Annotated in this window: 28 protein-coding genes; all 28 read left to right on the top strand. The window is 40.9% G+C overall.

Features of this window, described 5'->3' with window-relative positions:
* Positions 1-128: 128 nt before the first annotated feature.
* The 28 genes from rpsJ to rpsK all read left to right on the top strand — a co-directional run bounded on the left by rpsJ (position 129) and on the right by rpsK (position 13,534).
* Positions 129-437 (top strand): 30S ribosomal protein S10, encoded by a 309-nt coding sequence (gene rpsJ / locus BGM26_RS14935; RefSeq protein ID WP_003348621.1) that lies wholly within the window; start codon positions 129-131, stop codon positions 435-437.
* A gap of 42 nt (positions 438-479) precedes the next feature.
* The gene (gene rplC / locus BGM26_RS14930; protein WP_217040538.1) at positions 480-1,106 is read left to right on the top strand and encodes a 50S ribosomal protein L3; all 627 of its coding nucleotides are present in this window, start codon (positions 480-482) and stop codon (positions 1,104-1,106) included.
* Positions 1,107-1,133: 27 nt separating this feature from the next.
* Positions 1,134-1,757, top strand: a complete 624-nt coding sequence (rplD, locus tag BGM26_RS14925; RefSeq protein WP_217040537.1) for a 50S ribosomal protein L4 — start codon at positions 1,134-1,136, stop codon at positions 1,755-1,757.
* Positions 1,754-2,041, top strand: coding sequence for a 50S ribosomal protein L23 (gene rplW / locus BGM26_RS14920; protein ID WP_217040791.1), 288 nt, complete (start codon positions 1,754-1,756; stop codon positions 2,039-2,041). Before rplD ends, rplW begins: the two co-directional genes overlap by 4 nt.
* Positions 2,042-2,066: 25 nt before the next feature.
* Positions 2,067-2,897 carry a 50S ribosomal protein L2 gene (gene rplB, locus BGM26_RS14915; RefSeq protein WP_217040536.1) on the top strand — a complete coding sequence of 277 codons (831 nt, stop codon included), beginning with the start codon at positions 2,067-2,069 and terminating at the stop codon, positions 2,895-2,897.
* 60 nt (positions 2,898-2,957) lie between these two features.
* Positions 2,958-3,236 (top strand): 30S ribosomal protein S19, encoded by a 279-nt coding sequence (rpsS, locus tag BGM26_RS14910; RefSeq protein ID WP_217040535.1) that lies wholly within the window; start codon positions 2,958-2,960, stop codon positions 3,234-3,236.
* Between the two features lie 18 nt (positions 3,237-3,254).
* Positions 3,255-3,596, top strand: coding sequence for a 50S ribosomal protein L22 (gene rplV, locus BGM26_RS14905; protein ID WP_009336582.1), 342 nt, complete (start codon positions 3,255-3,257; stop codon positions 3,594-3,596).
* A gap of 3 nt (positions 3,597-3,599) precedes the next feature.
* A complete protein-coding gene (gene rpsC / locus BGM26_RS14900; protein WP_217040534.1) occupies positions 3,600-4,256 on the top strand; it encodes a 30S ribosomal protein S3 in 657 nt (218 codons plus the stop codon).
* Between the two features lies 1 nt (position 4,257).
* Positions 4,258-4,692, top strand: a complete 435-nt coding sequence (gene rplP / locus BGM26_RS14895; protein WP_217040533.1) for a 50S ribosomal protein L16 — start codon at positions 4,258-4,260, stop codon at positions 4,690-4,692.
* On the top strand, positions 4,682-4,882 hold the full coding sequence (gene rpmC / locus BGM26_RS14890) for a 50S ribosomal protein L29 (protein WP_217040532.1): 201 nt from the start codon (positions 4,682-4,684) through the stop codon (positions 4,880-4,882). Before rplP ends, rpmC begins: the two co-directional genes overlap by 11 nt.
* A 21-nt stretch (positions 4,883-4,903) precedes the next feature.
* On the top strand, positions 4,904-5,167 hold the full coding sequence (rpsQ, locus tag BGM26_RS14885) for a 30S ribosomal protein S17 (protein WP_217040531.1): 264 nt from the start codon (positions 4,904-4,906) through the stop codon (positions 5,165-5,167).
* Between the two features lie 40 nt (positions 5,168-5,207).
* A complete protein-coding gene (gene rplN, locus BGM26_RS14880) occupies positions 5,208-5,576 on the top strand; it encodes a 50S ribosomal protein L14 (RefSeq protein WP_217040530.1) in 369 nt (122 codons plus the stop codon).
* Between the two features lie 40 nt (positions 5,577-5,616).
* The gene (rplX, locus tag BGM26_RS14875; protein ID WP_217040529.1) at positions 5,617-5,928 is read left to right on the top strand and encodes a 50S ribosomal protein L24; all 312 of its coding nucleotides are present in this window, start codon (positions 5,617-5,619) and stop codon (positions 5,926-5,928) included.
* A 26-nt stretch (positions 5,929-5,954) separates the two neighbouring features.
* The gene (gene rplE / locus BGM26_RS14870) at positions 5,955-6,494 is read left to right on the top strand and encodes a 50S ribosomal protein L5 (protein WP_217040528.1); all 540 of its coding nucleotides are present in this window, start codon (positions 5,955-5,957) and stop codon (positions 6,492-6,494) included.
* 25 nt (positions 6,495-6,519) lie between these two features.
* Positions 6,520-6,705 (top strand): 30S ribosomal protein S14, encoded by a 186-nt coding sequence (gene rpsN / locus BGM26_RS14865; RefSeq protein WP_009499044.1) that lies wholly within the window; start codon positions 6,520-6,522, stop codon positions 6,703-6,705.
* A 29-nt stretch (positions 6,706-6,734) separates the two neighbouring features.
* Positions 6,735-7,133 carry a 30S ribosomal protein S8 gene (rpsH, locus tag BGM26_RS14860; protein ID WP_217040527.1) on the top strand — a complete coding sequence of 133 codons (399 nt, stop codon included), beginning with the start codon at positions 6,735-6,737 and terminating at the stop codon, positions 7,131-7,133.
* Positions 7,134-7,164: 31 nt separating this feature from the next.
* Positions 7,165-7,701: a 50S ribosomal protein L6 gene (gene rplF / locus BGM26_RS14855; RefSeq protein WP_217040526.1), complete on the top strand. Its 537-nt coding sequence runs from the start codon at positions 7,165-7,167 to the stop codon at positions 7,699-7,701.
* 32 nt (positions 7,702-7,733) lie between these two features.
* Positions 7,734-8,096 (top strand): 50S ribosomal protein L18, encoded by a 363-nt coding sequence (gene rplR, locus BGM26_RS14850; RefSeq protein ID WP_217040525.1) that lies wholly within the window; start codon positions 7,734-7,736, stop codon positions 8,094-8,096.
* A 24-nt stretch (positions 8,097-8,120) separates the two neighbouring features.
* Positions 8,121-8,621, top strand: coding sequence for a 30S ribosomal protein S5 (gene rpsE / locus BGM26_RS14845; protein WP_217040524.1), 501 nt, complete (start codon positions 8,121-8,123; stop codon positions 8,619-8,621).
* Between the two features lie 13 nt (positions 8,622-8,634).
* Positions 8,635-8,817, top strand: a complete 183-nt coding sequence (rpmD, locus tag BGM26_RS14840; RefSeq protein ID WP_217040523.1) for a 50S ribosomal protein L30 — start codon at positions 8,635-8,637, stop codon at positions 8,815-8,817.
* A 32-nt stretch (positions 8,818-8,849) separates the two neighbouring features.
* Positions 8,850-9,290 (top strand): 50S ribosomal protein L15, encoded by a 441-nt coding sequence (gene rplO / locus BGM26_RS14835; protein ID WP_217040522.1) that lies wholly within the window; start codon positions 8,850-8,852, stop codon positions 9,288-9,290.
* Positions 9,290-10,585, top strand: a complete 1,296-nt coding sequence (gene secY, locus BGM26_RS14830) for a preprotein translocase subunit SecY (protein WP_217040521.1) — start codon at positions 9,290-9,292, stop codon at positions 10,583-10,585. The genes rplO and secY overlap by 1 nt, the downstream gene beginning before the upstream one ends.
* Before the next feature lie 59 nt (positions 10,586-10,644).
* Positions 10,645-11,295, top strand: coding sequence for an adenylate kinase (locus BGM26_RS14825; RefSeq protein WP_217040520.1), 651 nt, complete (start codon positions 10,645-10,647; stop codon positions 11,293-11,295).
* Positions 11,295-12,041: a type I methionyl aminopeptidase gene (gene map / locus BGM26_RS14820; protein WP_217040519.1), complete on the top strand. Its 747-nt coding sequence runs from the start codon at positions 11,295-11,297 to the stop codon at positions 12,039-12,041. Before BGM26_RS14825 ends, map begins: the two co-directional genes overlap by 1 nt.
* 327 nt (positions 12,042-12,368) lie before the next feature.
* Positions 12,369-12,587 carry a translation initiation factor IF-1 gene (infA, locus tag BGM26_RS14815; RefSeq protein WP_009336604.1) on the top strand — a complete coding sequence of 73 codons (219 nt, stop codon included), beginning with the start codon at positions 12,369-12,371 and terminating at the stop codon, positions 12,585-12,587.
* A 35-nt stretch (positions 12,588-12,622) separates the two neighbouring features.
* On the top strand, positions 12,623-12,736 hold the full coding sequence (gene rpmJ, locus BGM26_RS14810) for a 50S ribosomal protein L36 (RefSeq protein ID WP_000868344.1): 114 nt from the start codon (positions 12,623-12,625) through the stop codon (positions 12,734-12,736).
* Positions 12,737-12,757: 21 nt separating this feature from the next.
* Positions 12,758-13,123, top strand: a complete 366-nt coding sequence (rpsM, locus tag BGM26_RS14805; RefSeq protein ID WP_217040518.1) for a 30S ribosomal protein S13 — start codon at positions 12,758-12,760, stop codon at positions 13,121-13,123.
* Positions 13,124-13,144: 21 nt separating this feature from the next.
* A complete protein-coding gene (gene rpsK / locus BGM26_RS14800) occupies positions 13,145-13,534 on the top strand; it encodes a 30S ribosomal protein S11 (protein ID WP_217040517.1) in 390 nt (129 codons plus the stop codon).
* Positions 13,535-13,678: the final 144 nt, after the last annotated feature.

Raw genomic sequence — 13,678 nt, 5'->3', positions numbered from 1 at the left:
CAATGTTGGTCTTTGACTGCGATGATGTGAAAGGTTGCTGACACACCCGGCCGCTTTGCCATGGCGAGTGTGTGGGAAATTTTCACTGAGAATGTCTATTTGAAAATAGGCGAAAAGGAGGGAAAGTAATGGCAAAACAAAAAATTCGTATTCGTTTGAAAGCATATGATCACAGAATTCTTGATCAATCTGCTGAAAAGATTGTTGAGACTGCAAAACGTTCTGGAGCGGCTGTTTCAGGCCCGATTCCATTGCCGACTGAAAAGTCTGTGTACACAATTCTACGTGCCGTTCATAAGTACAAAGATTCTCGTGAGCAGTTCGAAATGCGTACACACAAACGTCTAATCGACATCATTAACCCAACACCACAAACGGTTGATTCTCTAATGCGTCTGGATTTACCATCTGGTGTAGATATCGAAATTAAACTTTAATGAAATAAATTTTACTAAACTAATCTAGGAGGTGTGACTGAAATGACCAAAGGAATCTTAGGAAGAAAGATTGGTATGACTCAAGTGTTTGCTGAAAACGGAGAATTAATTCCGGTAACAGTAGTTGAGGCTGCTGCTAACGTAGTTCTTCAGAAGAAATCAGTTGAAACTGATGGCTATGAAGCAATCCAAATTGGATTCGAAGACAAACGTGAAAAGCTGTCTAACAAACCTGAAAAAGGACATGTTGCAAAAGCTAACACTGCTCCTAAGCGCTTCGTACGCGAATTGCGCGGTGCTAATTTAGGAGAATATGAAGTTGGTCAAGAAGTCAAAGTTGATATGTTCGCAGCGGGCGAAACTGTGGATGTAACAGGAGTTTCAAAAGGGAAAGGTTTCCAAGGTGCAATCAAGCGCCACGGACAATCACGCGGACCAATGACACACGGTTCACGTTACCACCGTCGCCCTGGTTCAATGGGTCCTGTCGCTCCAAACCGTGTATTTAAAGGTAAATTATTACCTGGACGTATGGGCGGAGAGCAAGTTACGGTTCAAAACCTTGAAATTGTAAAAGTTGACGTTGAACGCAACTTACTTCTAATTAAAGGGAACGTACCTGGTCCTAAAAAAGCATTACTAAAAATCAAAAGTGCGATTAAAGCATAGTATTAAGTCAGAAAGGAGGAAATTAGAATGCCGAAAGTAGCGTTGTTTAACCAAAGTGGATCTAAAGTTGGTGAAATCGAACTGAATGATACTGTCTTTGGGATTGAGCCTAACAACCATGTGTTATTCGAAGCAGTTGTTATGCAAAGAGCTTCTTTACGTCAAGGAACTCATAAAACAAAAATTCGTTCTGAAGTAGCAGGCGGCGGACGTAAACCGTGGCGTCAAAAAGGAACTGGCCGTGCTCGTCAAGGTTCTATCCGTTCCCCACAATGGCGTGGAGGCGGTACAGTGTTTGGTCCGGTACCTCGCAGCTACAGCTATAAAATGCCTAAAAAGGTACGTCGTTTAGCTATTAAATCAGCGTTATCTTCTAAAGCACTAGAAGAAAATATCTTAGTATTAGAAAGCCTTGCTTTCGAAACTCCAAAAACAAAAGACTTTAAAGGTGTCTTAAAAGGCCTTTCTGTTGATTCAAAAGCACTAATTGTAACAGCTGACCTAGATGAAAACGTAGCATTATCTGCTCGTAATATTCCTGGTGTAACTGTTGTTTCTGCTTCTGGAATCAATGTTCTGGATGTTTTAAATCATGATAAATTAATCATGACGAAAGCAGCGGTCGAAAAAGTAGAGGAGGTGCTTGCATAATGGATGCACGCGATATCATTAAGCGCCCCGTGATTACTGAACGTTCTACTGATTTTATGGCTGACAAAAAATATACGTTTGAAGTTGACGTTAGAGCTAATAAAACTCAAGTTAAAGATGCTGTCGAAACAATCTTCGGTGTTAAAGTTGAGAAAGTTAATGTCATGAACTACAAAGGTAAATTCAAACGTATGGGTAAATTCGGCGGATACACAAATAAACGTCGTAAAGCAATTGTGAAATTAACTGCTGATAGCAAAGAAATTGAATTCTTTGAAGCTTAATATTTAAGAAGAGGAGGGAAAAGAAATGGCGATTAAAAAGTATAAACCTACCTCTAATGGTCGTCGCGGAATGACAGTCTCCACTTTCGAGGAAATCACTACTGATAGACCGGAAAAGTCACTGTTAGCACCATTGAAGAAAAAAGCAGGCCGCAACAACCAAGGTAAAATAACTGTTCGTCATCAAGCCGGCGGTCATAAACGCCAGTATCGTATTATTGATTTTAAACGTAACAAAGATGGCATTCCAGGACGCGTTGCTACGATCGAATATGATCCAAACCGTTCAGCAAGAATTGCCTTAATCAACTATGTAGACGGTGAAAAGCGTTATATTCTAGCTCCAAAGAACCTTGAAGTGGGCATGGAAGTAATGTCTGGACCAGAAGCAGATATTAAAGTGGGTAACGCATTGCCATTGGTAAATATTCCAGTAGGTACAGTTGTCCATAATATCGAACTAAAGCCAGAAAAAGGCGGTCAATTAGTACGTTCTGCAGGAACATCTGCACAAGTCCTTGGTAAAGAAGGCAAATACGTACTAGTTCGTCTAAACTCCGGAGAGGTTCGTATGATTCTTGCTACTTGCCGCGCTACTATCGGTCAAGTTGGTAATGAACAACATGAACTAATCAAAATTGGTAAAGCAGGACGTTCTCGTTGGTTAGGTAAGCGCCCAGCAGTTCGTGGATCTGTAATGAACCCTAACGATCACCCGCACGGTGGTGGGGAAGGCCGTTCACCAATTGGACGTAAGTCTCCAATGACTCCTTGGGGCAAACCAACTCTTGGATTCAAAACACGCAAAAAGACAAACAAGTCGGATAAATTCATTGTACGTCGTCGTAAAAAATAACGGGATTGCCCTACGGTTCCCCAATCGAACCGTAGAACAATCACGAAGGGAGGTTCAATCATGGGTCGCAGCTTAAAAAAAGGACCTTTTGTTGATGAACATTTAATGACAAAGATCGAAAAGCTAAATGAAACAGATGGTAAACAAGTGATCAAAACTTGGTCTCGCCGTTCTACGATCTTCCCGCAATTCATCGGACACACAGTTGCTGTTTATGATGGTCGTAAACACGTACCTGTATATGTCACTGAAGACATGGTAGGCCACAAGCTTGGAGAATTCGCTCCAACACGTGCATACAAAGGCCATGGCAATGATGATAAGAAAACAAGACGTTAATGAGAGGAGGGCATTCATATGCAAGCTAAAGCTGTTGCAAGAACAGTTCGTATTGCTCCTCGTAAAGCTCGTTTAGTCGTAGATTTAATTCGAGGTAAGCAAGTGGGTGAAGCAGTAGCCATTTTAAACTTAACACCAAAAGCTGCTTCTCCAATCGTAGAGAAAGTTTTGAAATCTGCATTAGCAAACGCAGAGCATAACTACGAAATGGACGTAAACAATTTAGTAGTAGCTCAAGCATTTGTTGACGAAGGACCGACATTGAAACGTTTCCGTCCTCGCGCAATGGGCCGTGCAAGCCAAATTAACAAGCGTACTAGTCATATCACTATCGTTTTATCAGAAAAGAAGGAGGGATAATCAGTGGGTCAAAAAGTAAATCCAGTCGGTTTGCGTATCGGAATCATCCGTGATTGGGAATCTAAATGGTACGCGGGCAAAGACTATGCTGATCTTTTACACGAAGACCTTAAAGTTCGTGAGTATATTGCAAAGCGTTTAAAAGATGCTTCTGTTTCTAAAGTTGAAATCGAACGTGCAGCTAATCGTCTAAACGTCACTATTCACACTGCCAAACCAGGTATGGTTATCGGTAAGGGTGGTACTGAAGTTGAAGCACTTCGTAAATCACTTAACTCATTAACTGGTAAACGTGTTCACATCAATATTCTTGAAATCAAAAGAGCTGACATCGATGCGAAGTTAGTAGCGGAAAACATTGCTCGTCAATTAGAAGGCCGTGTGTCTTTCCGTCGTGCTCAAAAACAAACGATTCAACGTGCAATGCGCGCTGGTGCTAAAGGTATCAAAACAATGGTATCTGGTCGCTTAGGCGGTGCTGACATCGCTCGTTCGGAATCATACAGCGAAGGAACAGTTCCACTTCATACTCTTCGTGCTGATATCGATTATGCTACAGCTGAAGCTGATACAACTTACGGTAAACTTGGCGTAAAAGTATGGATCTATCGTGGAGAGGTCCTTCCTACGAAGAAGAAAACTGGGGAAGGAGGCAAATAATATGTTAGTGCCTAAACGCGTTAAATATCGCCGTGTTTTCCGTGGGAAAATGCGCGGTCAATCAAAAGGCGGAACAGAAGTTAACTTCGGTGAGTTCGGTCTACAAGCTACTGAAGCTTCATGGATCACAAACCGTCAGATCGAATCTGCCCGTATTGCAATGACCCGTTACATGAAACGTGGCGGTAAAGTTTGGATTAATATATTCCCGCATAAGCCTTACACTGCAAAGCCTCTAGAGGTCCGAATGGGTTCCGGTAAAGGTGCTCCAGAAGGATGGGTAGCAGTTGTAAAGCCTGGGAAAGTAATGTTTGAAATTGCAGGTGTATCTGAGGAAATCGCTCGTGAAGCTTTACGCCTTGCAGCACACAAACTTCCTATTAAGTGTAAGTTTGTAAAACGAGAAGAAATTGGTGGTGAATCAAATGAAAGCTAATGATATTCGTGACCTTACCACTGCTGAAATCGAACAAAAAGTCAAATCATTAAAAGAAGAGTTATTCAATCTTCGCTTTCAATTGGCGACTGGACAACTTGAAAATACAGCTCGCATACGTGAAGTACGTAAATCGATCGCCCGTATGAAAACTGTTATTCGTGAAAGAGAAATCGGCATTACTAAGTGATAGTGAGAGGAGGTTCGCACAATGAGTGAACGCAACCAACGCAAAGTTTACACTGGGCGTGTAGTTTCCGACAAAATGGATAAGACTGTTACTGTCCTTGTTGAAACACATAAAAAGCACCCTTTATATGGTAAACGCGTTAAGTACTCTAAAAAATTCAAGGCTCATGATGAGCAAAACATAGCGAAAACTGGGGATGTTGTCCGTATTATGGAAACTCGTCCGCTTTCTGCGACAAAACGCTTCCGTCTTGTAGAAGTAGTAGAAAAAGCAGTAATTATCTAATGGTTCGGAAAAAGTTTGATTCCGAAGGGAGGTTACACACATGATTCAACAAGAATCACGTTTAAAAGTTGCTGACAACTCTGGTGCTCGTGAAGTACTTACAATTAAAGTTCTTGGAGGCACTGGCCGCAAGTACGCTAATATCGGTGATATCATCGTTTGTACAGTGAAACAAGCAACACCAGGTGGCGTTGTTAAAAAAGGTGATATTGTTAAAGCAGTAGTTGTTCGTACGAAAAGTGGTGTACGTCGTAATGATGGTACTTACATTCGTTTCGATGAAAATGCATGTGTAATTATTCGTGATGACAAGGGTCCTCGTGGTACTCGTATCTTTGGACCAGTTGCTCGTGAACTACGTGACAGCAACTTCATGAAAATTATTTCTTTAGCACCAGAAGTTCTATAATTCAAATTCAATCTAATTGCCTTTAAGGAGGTGCTTACAGATGCATGTAAAAAAAGGTGACAAAGTTATGGTCATCTCTGGTAAGGATAAAGGCAAAACGGGTGTTATTCTTGCTTCGTTCCCTAAACAAAGTCGTGTACTAGTTGAAGGTGTGAACATTGTAAAGAAACATTCAAAGCCTTCCCAAGTGAATCCGCAAGGCGGAATCATTAGCCAAGAGGCTCCGATTCATGTATCAAACGTTATGCCTGTCGACCCTAAGTCTGGTAATCCAACACGTGTTGGCTACAAAACGGTTGATGGCAAAAAAGTACGTGTAGCAAAAAAATCCGGTGAAGTTCTAGATAAATAGTCCAAAGAAGAAGGGAGGTACAATAAGTGAACCGCCTAAAAGAAAAATTCTCAAAAGAAATTACTCCTGCTCTTATGAGCAAGTTTAACTATACATCAGTTATGCAAGTGCCTAAAATTGATAAAATCGTTATCAACATGGGTGTTGGTGATGCTGTTCAAAATACAAAAGCACTAGACAATGCAGTAGAAGAATTAGCATTACTTTCTGGTCAAAAACCAGTAGTAACTCGTGCGAAAAATTCTATCGCTGGTTTCCGTCTTCGTGAAGGTATGCCTATCGGTGCAAAAGTTACATTACGTGGAGAGCGCATGTATGAGTTCTTCGATAAGTTAGTATCTGTATCTCTTCCACGTGTTCGTGACTTCCGCGGTATTTCCAAGAAATCTTTCGACGGACGTGGGAACTATACTCTAGGTGTAAAAGAGCAGTTAATCTTCCCTGAGATCGATTACGATAAAGTAAGTAAAGTTCGTGGTATGGATATCGTTATCGTAACTACAGCTAATACTGATGAAGAAGCTCGTGAACTTTTAACTCAATTTGGAATGCCATTCCAAAAGTAATCGCTAAATAGAGGGAGGCGAAAACGTGGCTAAAAAGTCAATGATTGCGAAACAAAAACGCACGCCTAAATACAAGGTACAAGAATATACACGCTGCGAGCGTTGTGGACGTCCACATTCTGTATACCGTAAATTTAAGCTTTGCCGTATTTGTTTCCGTGAATTAGCATATAAAGGTCAAATTCCTGGTGTGAAAAAAGCTAGCTGGTAAACCCCAAGTGTGGGAAGGAGGTAAAAACAATGGTCATGACAGATCCAATTGCAGATTTGCTTACTCGCATCCGTAATGCGAATATGGTACGTCACGAAAAATTAGAAGTTCCTGCTTCTAATATCAAAAAAGAGGTTGCTGACATCCTTAAACGTGAAGGTTTCGTACGTGATGTTGAGTTTATCGAAGACAACAAGCAAGGTATTATCCGCATTTTCTTGAAATACGGTGCAAACAACGAGCGCGTTATCACTGGTCTAAAACGTATTAGCAAACCTGGTCTTCGTGTGTACGCAAAAGCTGACGAAGTGCCACGTGTACTTAACGGCCTTGGGATCGCACTAGTTTCTACTTCTCAAGGAGTTCTTACAGATAAAGAAGCTCGTGCTAAACAAGTTGGCGGAGAAGTTTTAGCATACGTTTGGTAAAAGAGTTTCTTAATGAATGGAGGTGCAATAAATGTCTCGTATAGGTAAAAAACCAATTGAAATTCCAACTGGTGTTACAATCACTATGGATAAGAACACAGTTACTGTAAAAGGACCTAAAGGTGAACTTACACGTTCATTTAATCCTGATATGATCATTCAAGTGGAGGATAATGTTATTAACATTTCTCGTCCATCTGAATCAAAAGAGCACCGCACAAACCACGGTACAACTCGTGCGTTATTGGCTAATATGGTTGAAGGTGTATCTAAAGGTTTCGAAAAAGGTCTTGAGTTAATCGGGGTCGGTTACCGTGCTCAAAAACAAGGTAAAAAGCTTGTATTAAACGTTGGTTACTCTCATCCTGTTGAAATCGAGCCTGAAGAAGGTGTCGAAGTTGAAGTACCATCTAATACAAAAGTTATCGTTAAAGGTATCAACAAAGAACGTGTTGGTGCATTAGCTGCTAACATTCGTGATGTTCGTCCTCCTGAGCCTTACAAAGGGAAAGGTATCCGTTATGAAGGCGAATATGTGCGTCGTAAAGAAGGTAAAACTGGTAAGTAATGCCGCATAGGTAAACGAAAGGAGTGACTGAAATGATTACGAAGGCTGACAAAAATGCAGTTCGTAAGAAAAGACATGGCCGTGTCCGTGCAAAGCTTTCTGGAACTGAAGCTCGTCCTCGTTTAAATGTGTTCCGCTCTAATAAGCATATTTATGCTCAATTAGTTGACGATGTAAATGGAGTGACTTTAGCAAGTGCTTCTACATTAGATAAAGAAGTTAGTCTAGATTCTACAGGCAACGTTGATGCAGCAGTTAAGGTCGGAGAATTAGTTGCAAAACGTGCAGTAGAAAAGGGTGTTAAAGCAGTCGTTTTCGACCGTGGAGGATACCTTTATCATGGCCGCGTTCAAGCATTAGCTGATGCAGCACGCGAAAACGGGTTAGAATTTTAATAGTCAAAGGAGGGACACAAAAAGATGCGTCGTATTGATCCAAACAAACTTGAACTTGAAGAACGCGTAGTTACGGTTAATCGTGTAGCGAAGGTTGTTAAAGGTGGACGTCGTTTTCGCTTCTCTGCTCTAGTAGTAGTAGGTGACAAAAACGGACATGTCGGCTTTGGTACTGGTAAAGCACAAGAAGTACCAGAAGCAATTCGTAAAGCGATTGAAGATGCGAAGAAAAACTTAATCCAAGTACCAATGGTTGGAACAACTATTCCTCACCAAGTAATTGGGTACTTTGGTGCTGGTGAAGTTCTTTTAAAACCTGCATATGAAGGTACTGGAGTTATCGCTGGTGGACCAGTTCGTGCCGTTTTAGAATTAGCTGGTGTTGGTGACATCCTATCTAAATCTTTAGGTACAAACACACCAATTAACATGGTTCGCGCAACTTTGAACGGTTTAACACAACTAAAACGTGCTGAGGACGTAGCGAAATTACGTGGTAAATCAGTAGAAGAACTGTTAGGATAAGGAGGGAAATCAAATGGCGAATAAACTAGAAATTACCCTCACTCGCAGCGTGATTGGTCGTCCTGGTGACCAACGCGAAACAGTTAAAGCTCTTGGCTTACGAAAAATGCACCAAACAGTTGAGCATCAAGATAATCCTGCTATTCGCGGAATGATCAACAAAGTTGCTCACCTTGTTATGGTAAAAGAAAAATAATTTTATTCTTCTACAAATAAGGAGGTGCCAACATGAAACTTCATGAATTAAAGCCTGCAGAAGGTTCACGTCAAGAACGTAAACGTAAAGGTCGTGGAATCGGTTCTGGTAATGGTAAAACTGCTGGTAAAGGTCATAAAGGGCAAAACGCTCGTTCTGGCGGCGGTGTTCGTCCTGGTTTCGAGGGTGGTCAAACACCTTTGTTCCAACGTCTGCCAAAACGTGGTTTTACGAACATTAACCGTAAAGAATACGCGATTGTGAACCTTGATGCATTAAATCGTTTTGAAGATGGAACTGAAGTAACTCCAGAACTTCTTATCGAAACTGGCGTTGTTAGTAATGAAAGAGCAGGAATTAAAATTCTTGCTAAAGGCAAAGTGGAGAAAAAGCTTACAGTTAAAGCTCATAAATTCTCCTCTGCTGCCAAGGAAGCTATTGAAGCTGCCGGCGGTCAAACTGAGGTGATTTAATGTTTCAGACCATCTCCAATTTTATGCGCGTTGGTGATATTAGAAGAAAAATCATTTTCACCCTTTTAATGTTGATTGTATTTCGTATCGGTACGTTTATTCCAGTTCCGAATGTAAATGCAGAACTATTAAAATCACAAGACCAACTAAATGTATTTGGGGTACTGAATACATTCGGCGGTGGGGCGTTGCTCAACTTCTCCATTCTTGCGATGGGAATCATGCCGTATATTACAGCATCTATTATCATTCAGCTTCTGCAAATGGATGTAGTGCCGAAGTTTACGGAGTGGTCAAAGCAAGGAGAAGTTGGTCGCCGTAAATTAGCTCAGTTTACCCGCTATTTTACTATCGTGCTTGGTTTTATTCAGGCTCTTGGTATGTCTTACGGTTTCAATAACCTTGCTGGTGGTATGTTAATTGAAAACCCTGGCGTTGGAACGTATCTTTTAATTGCCACGGTATTAACTGCCGGTACAGCATTTTTAATGTGGTTAGGTGAGCAAATTACTGCTAAAGGTGTAGGGAATGGGATCTCTATCATTATCTTTGCTGGTATCGCTGCTGGTATTCCAAATACGGTAAACCAAATCTATGCTCAGCAACTTGAAAATGCTGGAGAACAACTATTCTTGCGCATTGTTACTGTATTGCTTATTCTTTTGGCCGTTGTTGCGATCGTTGTCGGTACAATCTTTATCCAACAGGCATTAAGAAAAATCCCTATTCAATATGCTAAGCGTATGGTTGAGGGTAAAAACCCTGTTGGCGGTCAATCCACACACTTGCCATTAAAAGTAAATGCAGCTGGTGTTATCCCGGTTATTTTCGCCATGTCGTTTATCGTTACCCCAAGAACCATTGCTGGTTTCTTCGGAAATAGTGATACAGCGGCCTGGATTGAGAGAGTTTTTGACAATACGTCGCCAATTGGGATGATCATTTACAGTGCATTAATTATTGCTTTTACTTACTTTTATGCTTTCATTCAAGTTAATCCTGAACAAGTTGCGGATAACTTGAAGAAGCAAGGCGGATATATTCCTGGAATCCGTCCAGGGAAAAACACGCAAGAGTATTTAACTCGGGTCTTATACCGTTTAACTTTAGTTGGTGCGCTCTTCTTAACAGCGATTTCTGTTCTGCCTGTATTTTTTACTAAAATAGCAGGCTTGCCAGCATCGGCTCAAATTGGAGGAACAAGCTTGCTAATCGTTGTCGGCGTTGCGCTTGAAACGATGAAACAGCTTGAAGCTCAGCTTGTTAAACGTCATTATAAAGGGTTTATAAAATAATTTGGTTTAAAGGGGACTTCTGTTCCCTAAAAACCAATTTGATGCTAGGGGGAATTCGTGTGAATTTAGTATTAATGGGGCTCCCTGGTGCCGGTAAAGGTACACAAGCAGAGAAGATTGTCCAAAAATACGGCATCCCTCATATCTCTACTGGAGATATGTTTCGTGCAGCTATTAAAGGTGAAACGGAACTAGGCCTGCAAGCAAAATCATTCATGGATAAAGGCGAACTTGTTCCTGATGAAGTAACAATCGGTATTGTCCGTGAACGATTAAGTAAGAATGATTGTGAAAAAGGCTTCCTTCTTGATGGTTTTCCACGAACAGTGGCTCAGGCGGATGCATTAGAAAACATTCTTACACAATTGGGTAAACAAATTAATTATGTGATTAATGTTGATGTAGATCAGGATATTCTGATGGATCGCCTAACTGGCCGTCGTATCTGTAAAGATTGCGGTGCTACTTATCATCTCGTATTTAATCCTCCTGCAAAAGAGGGAATATGCGATCGTTGTGACGGTGAACTGTATCAGCGTGCAGATGATAATGAAGCAACTGTTAAGAATAGACTGGACGTTAATATTAAACAAACAAAACCTTTGCTTGATTTTTATGAATCAAAGGGTTATTTACGCAATATCGATGGCCAACAGGAAATAGACAAAGTATTTTCTGATTTGGATGTTTTACTCGGGGGCTTGCAATAATGATCATTTGCAAAACACCGCGTGAAATTGAGATCATGCGTGAAGCCGGCAAAATTGTCGCACTGACTCATCAGGAATTGAAACAGCATATTGTGCCTGGCATTACAACAAAACAATTGGATGCGATTGCGGAAAAGTTTATCTTGAAGCATGATGCAATTCCATCTTTCAAAGGTTATAATGGCTTTTCTGGCAGTATCTGCGCTTCAGTAAATGATGAGCTTGTTCATGGCATACCTGGTAATCGGGTATTAAAAGAGGGCGACATTATCAGTCTGGATATCGGTGCTAAATATAACGGTTATCATGGTGACTCAGCTTGGACTTATCCCGTAGGCCGGATTGATGATGAAACTAAGCGTCTTCTAGACGTAACAGAAGAATCATTATATATAGGCCTAAAGGAAGCAAAGCCAGGTGAACGTCTATCGAACATCTCACACGCGATTCAAACCTATGCGGAATCAAATGGTTTTTCCATTGTACGCGAGTATGTAGGCCATGGAGTAGGGCAAAACTTACATGAGGCTCCTCAAATCCCTCATTACGGTCCCCCAAACAAAGGTCCACGTTTAAAACCGGGTATGGTACTTGCTGTTGAACCGATGGTGAATGCAGGAAGCCGATATGTAAAAACGTTAGCCGATGATTGGACAGTTGTTACGGTTGATGGGAAAATGTGTGCACACTTTGAGCATACGATTGCCATCACTGAAACAGGTTATGAGATCCTTACACAGCTCTAAAGTGTAGTTGATCGCATTTTATCCCGTTCTGTTCCGTTTGCAGGTCAAATCGTTTTGGTTATTTGCGGACGGGTGCTAATCAATGTGCTATAATAATATGGTTGTGTTGTTTGAAGACTCATTCTATATGAAATAACTGATGGTGTATTGAATATACGATCACCTTTAGATAAAGCATATATGACTTTTTACAACTCATTGATTATGTACCAGAAGTTCAGAAAAAGTTATCAGAAATCCGGTCGTGTAACTAATGGGAAATGATGCTTTGCTTTTGCAAAGTGTTCAAAGGTTTCGTATTTGAAAAGTAGAAGGGAGACACGTTCGATGGCGAAAGACGATGTAATTGAAATAGAAGGTACAGTTGTTGATACTCTGCCAAATGCCATGTTTAAAGTAGAACTAGAAAATGGTCATACAGTGCTGGCTCATGTTTCCGGTAAAATCCGCATGCACTTTATTCGCATTTTACCAGGGGATAAAGTAACGGTTGAGCTTTCTCCATATGACTTAACTCGCGGAAGAATCACTTATCGTTTTAAATAACCAATGCACTCCGTACTATTAAGGAGGTTAGGATAATGAAAGTAAGACCATCTGTTAAACCAATCTGCGAAAAGTGCAAAGTTATCCGCAGACGTGGAAAAGTTATGGTTATCTGTGAAAACCCTAAACATAAACAAAAACAAGGTTAAAAACAAGGAGGTGCTGGGCGAATGGCACGTATTGCTGGTGTAGATATTCCACGTGAAAAACGTGTAGTAATCTCATTAACTTACATCTATGGAATTGGTAAAGTAACTGCTCAGAAAGTGTTAGCAGAAGCTGGTGTTTCTGAAGACACTCGTGTTCGTGATTTAACGGAAGATGAATTAAATAAAATCCGTGAAGTCATTGATAAATTAAAAGTTGAAGGAGACCTTCGTCGTGAGGTTTCACTTAACATCAAGCGTTTAATGGAGATCGGAAGCTATCGCGGTCTACGTCATCGCCGTGGTTTACCGGTTCGCGGACAAAATACAAAAAACAATGCTCGCACACGCAAAGGTCCTCGTAAGACTGTAGCGAACAAGAAGAAATAATCGGTAAAGGAGGTACTTTTAATGGCTCGTAAAACTAATACACGTAAACGTCGTGTGAAAAAGAATATTGAACAAGGTATTGCACATATTCGTTCTACTTTCAATAACACAATCGTAACAATTACTGATGCTCATGGTAATGCACTTTCTTGGTCAAGTGCGGGAGCTCTAGGATTTAGAGGTTCACGTAAATCTACTCCTTTCGCAGCTCAAATGGCAGCTGAAACTGCAGCGAAAACTTCCATGGAACACGGAATGAAAACTCTTGAAGTAACAGTTAAAGGACCAGGTGCTGGACGTGAAGCTGCTATTCGTGCTCTTCAAGCTGCCGGTCTTGAAGTTACTGCAATCAGAGACGTGACTCCAGTTCCACATAATGGTTGTCGCCCGCCAAAACGTCGCCGTGTTTAATTTTTCTGTATAAATTTTGTATCCTTGTCTATAATGGGATATGATGGGAAAGTTTTTACTTTCATACAGAATTTTTAATCCAGTTGTTGTGCACAAAACGGGAACGTATACATGGGGGAATTTCGGTTAGAAATTGCTAACCGG

Source organism: Bacillus sp. FJAT-29790 (genome assembly GCF_019039215.1).
Lineage (GTDB): Bacteria > Bacillota > Bacilli > Bacillales > Cytobacillaceae > Cytobacillus.
The sequence above is the reverse complement of the archived record's forward strand: the minus strand, read 5'-3'. Positions and strand labels throughout refer to the sequence as shown.

Bases quoted from the DNA above. Each gene is read 5' to 3' on its own strand.
- secY (WP_217040521.1), top strand. From the start codon at position 9,290: ATGTTTCAGACCATCTCCAATTTTATGCGCGTTGGTGATATTAGAAGA.
- rpmJ (WP_000868344.1), top strand. From the start codon at position 12,623: ATGAAAGTAAGACCATCTGTTAAACCAATCTGCGAAAAGTGCAAAGTT.
- rpsH (WP_217040527.1), top strand. From the start codon at position 6,735: ATGGTCATGACAGATCCAATTGCAGATTTGCTTACTCGCATCCGTAAT.
- rplX (WP_217040529.1), top strand. From the start codon at position 5,617: ATGCATGTAAAAAAAGGTGACAAAGTTATGGTCATCTCTGGTAAGGAT.
- rpsM (WP_217040518.1), top strand. From the start codon at position 12,758: ATGGCACGTATTGCTGGTGTAGATATTCCACGTGAAAAACGTGTAGTA.
- rpmC (WP_217040532.1), top strand. From the start codon at position 4,682: ATGAAAGCTAATGATATTCGTGACCTTACCACTGCTGAAATCGAACAA.
- rplF (WP_217040526.1), top strand. From the start codon at position 7,165: ATGTCTCGTATAGGTAAAAAACCAATTGAAATTCCAACTGGTGTTACA.
- rpsK (WP_217040517.1), top strand. From the start codon at position 13,145: ATGGCTCGTAAAACTAATACACGTAAACGTCGTGTGAAAAAGAATATT.
- infA (WP_009336604.1), top strand. From the start codon at position 12,369: ATGGCGAAAGACGATGTAATTGAAATAGAAGGTACAGTTGTTGATACT.
- rplD (WP_217040537.1), top strand. From the start codon at position 1,134: ATGCCGAAAGTAGCGTTGTTTAACCAAAGTGGATCTAAAGTTGGTGAA.
- rplN (WP_217040530.1), top strand. From the start codon at position 5,208: ATGATTCAACAAGAATCACGTTTAAAAGTTGCTGACAACTCTGGTGCT.
- rplR (WP_217040525.1), top strand. From the start codon at position 7,734: ATGATTACGAAGGCTGACAAAAATGCAGTTCGTAAGAAAAGACATGGC.
- rplO (WP_217040522.1), top strand. From the start codon at position 8,850: ATGAAACTTCATGAATTAAAGCCTGCAGAAGGTTCACGTCAAGAACGT.
- rpsJ (WP_003348621.1), top strand. From the start codon at position 129: ATGGCAAAACAAAAAATTCGTATTCGTTTGAAAGCATATGATCACAGA.
- rpmD (WP_217040523.1), top strand. From the start codon at position 8,635: ATGGCGAATAAACTAGAAATTACCCTCACTCGCAGCGTGATTGGTCGT.
- rpsQ (WP_217040531.1), top strand. From the start codon at position 4,904: ATGAGTGAACGCAACCAACGCAAAGTTTACACTGGGCGTGTAGTTTCC.
- rpsS (WP_217040535.1), top strand. From the start codon at position 2,958: ATGGGTCGCAGCTTAAAAAAAGGACCTTTTGTTGATGAACATTTAATG.
- rpsE (WP_217040524.1), top strand. From the start codon at position 8,121: ATGCGTCGTATTGATCCAAACAAACTTGAACTTGAAGAACGCGTAGTT.
- map (WP_217040519.1), top strand. From the start codon at position 11,295: ATGATCATTTGCAAAACACCGCGTGAAATTGAGATCATGCGTGAAGCC.
- rplC (WP_217040538.1), top strand. From the start codon at position 480: ATGACCAAAGGAATCTTAGGAAGAAAGATTGGTATGACTCAAGTGTTT.
- rplB (WP_217040536.1), top strand. From the start codon at position 2,067: ATGGCGATTAAAAAGTATAAACCTACCTCTAATGGTCGTCGCGGAATG.
- rplV (WP_009336582.1), top strand. From the start codon at position 3,255: ATGCAAGCTAAAGCTGTTGCAAGAACAGTTCGTATTGCTCCTCGTAAA.
- rplP (WP_217040533.1), top strand. From the start codon at position 4,258: ATGTTAGTGCCTAAACGCGTTAAATATCGCCGTGTTTTCCGTGGGAAA.